General features: G+C 62.9%; 4 protein-coding genes and 2 tRNA genes. All 6 read right to left on the reverse strand.

Annotated features, from left to right (window positions below; translation table 11 throughout):
- Positions 1–69: 69 nt before the first annotated feature.
- Positions 70–143, reverse strand: a tRNA-Asp gene (locus tag B3397_RS09220).
- Between the two features lie 55 nt (positions 144–198).
- A tRNA-Val gene (locus B3397_RS09225) sits at positions 199–274 on the reverse strand.
- 200 nt (positions 275–474) lie between these two features.
- On the reverse strand, positions 475–1,251 hold the full coding sequence (locus B3397_RS09230; protein WP_296249275.1) for an SDR family oxidoreductase: 777 nt from the start codon (positions 1,249–1,251) through the stop codon (positions 475–477).
- Complete coding sequence (locus B3397_RS09235; protein ID WP_296249272.1) at positions 1,251–2,462, reverse strand: O-succinylhomoserine sulfhydrylase; 1,212 nt, start codon at positions 2,460–2,462, stop codon at positions 1,251–1,253. The genes B3397_RS09230 and B3397_RS09235 overlap by 1 nt, the downstream gene beginning before the upstream one ends.
- A 14-nt stretch (positions 2,463–2,476) precedes the next feature.
- Positions 2,477–3,982, reverse strand: coding sequence for an amidophosphoribosyltransferase (purF, locus tag B3397_RS09240; protein ID WP_296249273.1), 1,506 nt, complete (start codon positions 3,980–3,982; stop codon positions 2,477–2,479).
- A gap of 41 nt (positions 3,983–4,023) precedes the next feature.
- Positions 4,024–4,581, reverse strand: coding sequence for a CvpA family protein (locus B3397_RS09245; protein WP_296249274.1), 558 nt, complete (start codon positions 4,579–4,581; stop codon positions 4,024–4,026).
- Positions 4,582–4,927: the final 346 nt, after the last annotated feature.

Consider the following 4,927-nt stretch of genomic DNA (forward strand, 5'->3'; position numbering starts at 1 on the left):
CCTCAAGTAAACGAATACTTGAGGCGAAACTTGCTTAAACTCGAAAGTCTAAATTCGTTTGAAATAAGGCGCAGCGGACGGGACTCGAACCCGCGACCCCCGGCGTGACAGGCCGGTATTCTAACCGACTGAACTACCGCTGCGCAGAGTGTGCTCTCAAACTTCAGCACGTGTTGCTGGTGTTGCGTTCTCACGAAGTGGTGGGTGATGACGGGATCGAACCGCCGACCCTCTGCTTGTAAGGCAGATGCTCTCCCGGCTGAGCTAATCACCCTTTGCTTCGCTGAGGCCGCGAAATTTACGCAGGTACCGAACCTAAGTCAATACCCTGTATGAAGTTTTTTTAAAAAGAGGGGAAATCGGGTGGATGGGGAATGGGGGCTGGGGGAGTTCTGCGGTGGATGGTCCCCTCACCCCAGCCCTCTCCCTCAGGGAGAGGGCTGGGGTGAGGGGACCATCCACCGCAGAACTCAGCTAGGACGCGTAAACCATCTTGCGCGTCATTCCGCCATCCACCACGAACTCCTGCCCCGTGACGAATCCGGCGTTGCGCGACAGCAGCCACGACACCATGGCCGCGACATCTTCCACCGTCCCTACCCTGCCCGCTGGATGCTGGGCATGGTGTTCGGCGCTGAGCGGCTCGGCGCGCTTGGCAGCCGGGTCACGGGCATCGATCCAGCCCGGGCTCACGGCATTGACGCGGATCTCCGGCCCCAAGCTTATGGCCAGGGCATGGGTCAGCGCGACCAGGCCGCCCTTGCTGGCGGCATAGGCTTCGCTGTCCTGCTCCGACTGCCGCGCGCGGGTGGACGCGATATTGACGATGGCGCCATTGTGCGCCCGCAGATACGGCGCACAGTGCTTGGCCAGCAACATCGGCCCGCCCAGATTGACCGCGAGCACACGATTCCAGTAATGAATCGAGAGGCTTTCCAGGGTGGTGTTGTGGGGGTCGGCGATAGCGGCGTTGCACACCAGTGCGTCGAGGCGACCGAACTGGCCAAGCACCTCCGCCACCGCCGAAGCCACCTGAGCCTCGTCGGAGACGTCCATGGCAATGAACCAGGCGTTGTCGCCCAAGGCGGCGGAGACTTTCACCCCGCGCGGCCCGTCGACGTCGGTGAGCACCACCTGCCAGCCTTCGCTGATCAGCCAGCCGGCAATGCCCAGGCCGATACCCCGGGCCGCGCCGGTAACCAGCGCGACACGGCCGTTGCGACCGGTCGCGCCTGCGGCGCCGAAGTCGATCACAAGGCAGCCAAGCCGCGAGCCAGGTCGGCTTGCAGGTCGGCAACGTCCTCCAGGCCGACCGCCACGCGGATCAGGCTGTCACGGATGCCGGCGGCTTCGCGCTCGGCCGGCGACAGGCGACCATGGGAGGTGGTGCCAGGGTGGGTGATGGTGGTCTTGCTGTCACCCAGGTTCGCCGTGATGGAAATCAACCGGGTGGCGTCGATGAAACGCCAGGCGCCTTCCTTGCCGCCCTTGACCTCGAAGCTGACCACGGCGCCGAAGCCTTTGGTCTGACGCTTGGCCAGCTCATGCTGCGGATGGCTCTGCAGCCCGGCGTAATGGACCTTCTCGATGCCGTCCTGCGTCTCCAGCCATTCGGCCAGGGCCTGGGCGCTGGCACAGTGGGCGCGCATGCGCAGGTTCAGGGTTTCCAGACCCTTGAGGAAGATCCAGGCGTTGAACGGGCTCAGTGAAGAGCCGGCGGTGCGCAGATAGCCCACCACTTCGTTCATGTGCTGACTGCGACCGCAGACTGCGCCGCCCATGCAACGGCCCTGGCCGTCGATGAATTTGGTCGCCGAGTGCACGACGATGTCGGCGCCCAGGGCCAGCGGCTGCTGCAGGGCCGGCGTGCTGAAGCAGTTGTCCACCACCAGCAGAGCGCCGCGAGCCCTGGCCACTTCGCCCAAGGCAGTGATGTCGACCAGTTCGGCCAGCGGATTGGACGGCGATTCGACGAACAGAAGCTTGGTATTGGGCTTGATCGCCCGCTCCCAACCGCCGACGTCGGCCAGGGGCACGTAGTCCACTTCCACGCCGAAACGCTTGAAGTACTTCTCGAACAGGCTGATGGTGGAACCGAATACGCTTTGCGAGACCAGCACATGGTCACCCGCGCTGCACAGGCTCATGACCACAGCGGTGATGGCCGCCATGCCGGTGGAAAAACCGACGGCCTGTTCGGCCCCTTCCAGAGCGGCCAGGCGCTCTTCGAAGGAGCGTACGGTGGGGTTGGTGTAGCGTGAGTAGACATTGCCCGGCACTTCGCCGGCAAAGCGCGCCGCGGCGTCGGCCGCGGTACGGAAGACATAGCTGGAGGTGAAGAACAGCGGGTCGCTGTGTTCACCTTCAGGCGTGCGGTGCTGGCCGGCGCGCACCGCGAGGGTGTCGAACGACACACCCTCGAGGTCGCTGTCCAGTCGCCCGGCATCCCATTCCTGTGTCATGCCGTTGCTCCTAATCAGTTGTTGTAGAGGTCTATGATCGCGCTGACCGCCTGCGACTTGCTCTTGTTGGCGTCGTTGCGCGCCTGCTCGATCTTGTTCAGGTAGAACTCGTCGATATCGCCGGTGACGTACTTGCCGTCGAACACCGCGCAGTCGAAGTTCTCGATCTTGACCTTGCCGCCACCGACCGCATCGATCAGGTCTGGCAGGTCCTGGTAGATCAGCCAGTCGGCGCCGATCAGGTCGGCCACTTCCTGGGTGCTGCGATTGTGCGCGATCAACTCATGCGCACTCGGCATGTCGATGCCGTAGACGTTGGGGTAGCGCACGGCCGGCGCGGCCGAGCAGAAGTAGACGTTCTTGGCGCCGGCTTCGCGGGCCATCTGGATGATCTGCTTGCAGGTGGTGCCGCGTACGATGGAGTCGTCCACCAGCATCACGTTCTTGCCGCGAAATTCCAGCTCGATGGCGTTGAGCTTCTGGCGCACCGACTTCTTGCGGGCGGCCTGGCCGGGCATGATGAAGGTACGGCCGATGTAGCGGTTCTTGACGAAACCTTCGCGAAACTTCACGCCCAGGTGATTGGCCAGTTCCAGGGCCGCGGTGCGGCTGGTGTCCGGAATCGGGATGACCACGTCGATATCGTGCTCGGGACGCTCGCGCAGGATCTTGTCGGCCAGCTTCTCGCCCATGCGCAGGCGCGCCTTGTACACCGAGATACCGTCGATGATCGAATCCGGACGGGCCAGGTACACGTGTTCGAAGATGCACGGCGCGTACTGTGGATTCGGCGCGCACTGACGGGTGTGCAGCTTGCCGTCTTCGGTGATGTACACGGCTTCGCCAGGCGCCAGGTCACGGATCAGGGTGAAACCCAGCACGTCCAGTGACACGCTTTCGGAGGCGATCATGTATTCCACGCCTTCGTCGGTGTGACGCTGGCCGAACACGATCGGACGGATGGCATGCGGATCGCGGAAGCCGACGATGCCGTAGCCGGTGATCATTGCCACCACGGCGTAACCACCGGTGCAGCGCTTGTGCACATCGGCAACCGCCGCAAACACGTCTTCCTCGGTAGGCTGCAGCTTGCCGCGCACCGCCAGTTCATGGGCGAACACGTTGAGCAACACCTCGGAGTCCGAGCTGGTGTTGACGTGACGCAGGTCCGACTCGTAGATCTCCTTGGCCAGCTGCTCGACGTTGGTCAAGTTGCCGTTGTGGGCCAGGGTGATGCCGTAAGGCGAGTTGACGTAGAACGGCTGGGCCTCGGCCGAGGTCGAGCTGCCCGCAGTGGGATAACGCACATGGCCAATACCCATGTGTCCGACCAGGCGCTGCATATGGCGCTGCTGGAAAACGTCCCGCACCAGCCCGTTGTCCTTGCGCAGGAACAACTTGCCATCGCTACTGGTAACGATACCGGCAGCATCCTGGCCGCGGTGTTGGAGGACCGTTAGCGCGTCATACAGCGCCTGATTGACGTTCGACTTACCGACGATACCGACGATGCCACACATGCGACGCAACCCCTACTTAATGAATCTGAACTGAACACTGCTTACTGCCCTTTTGCGGCAGGCAAGAGGTGTTCCTTGAACGGAATGTCAGCCGGTGCGCTGATTCCGCTGGCTAGCCACTGACTGGACATCCCCAGAATGAGGTTTTTCGACCAGTCCGCAACCAATAGAAATTGAGGCAGGAGCCGTGACTCCTGCCACCATGAATCCTGCTGTACCGGGCCCAGGCTCAGCAGCCCGGCGGCCACCACCACCAGCAAGCCGCCTCGCGCGGCGCCGAAGACCATGCCCAGAAAGCGATCGGTCCCGGATAACCCGGTGACGCGAATCAGCTCGCCGATCAGATAATTGACCATCGCCCCGACCAGCAGGGTGGCAACGAACAGAATGGCACAGCCGGCAATCACGCGAGCCGAAGGCGTTTGAATGTAGTTTTCGAAGTACATGGCCAGCGAACCGCCGAACAGCCAGGCCACCGCACCTGCGACTATCCACGTGACCAGCGACAGGGCTTCCTTGACGAAGCCTCGTGTCAAGCTGATCAGTGCAGAGATGGCGATGATCGCGATGATCGCCCAGTCAACCCAGGTAAATGCCACGGTGCAGCCTGCGTACGGATAAGGCGGCGCATTTTAGCAGAGCGCGGGCGCGGGGGTAAGCGGCGATTGTCGCAGGGGGGGGGGTTGGGGTTGGGGTTGGGGTTGGGGTTGGGAATGGATCGGGGATCTGCGGTGGATGGTCCCCTCACCCCAGCCCTCTCCCTGGGGGAGAGGGAGCTAGAAGCGGATCGCGGTGTTGCGGGTGACGAAGATCGACCCCCTCTCCCTCCGGGAGAGGGGGCTAAAAGCGGATCGAGCATATCCGCAACACCACCGTACAGCTCCCTTTCCCACAGGGAAAGGGCTGGGGTGAGGGGACCCTTCCCCGCCAATCCCACCTCCCTAC

Origin of the sequence: Pseudomonas sp. UBA4194, from assembly GCF_002379585.1 — a bacterium.
Lineage (GTDB): Bacteria > Pseudomonadota > Gammaproteobacteria > Pseudomonadales > Pseudomonadaceae > Aquipseudomonas.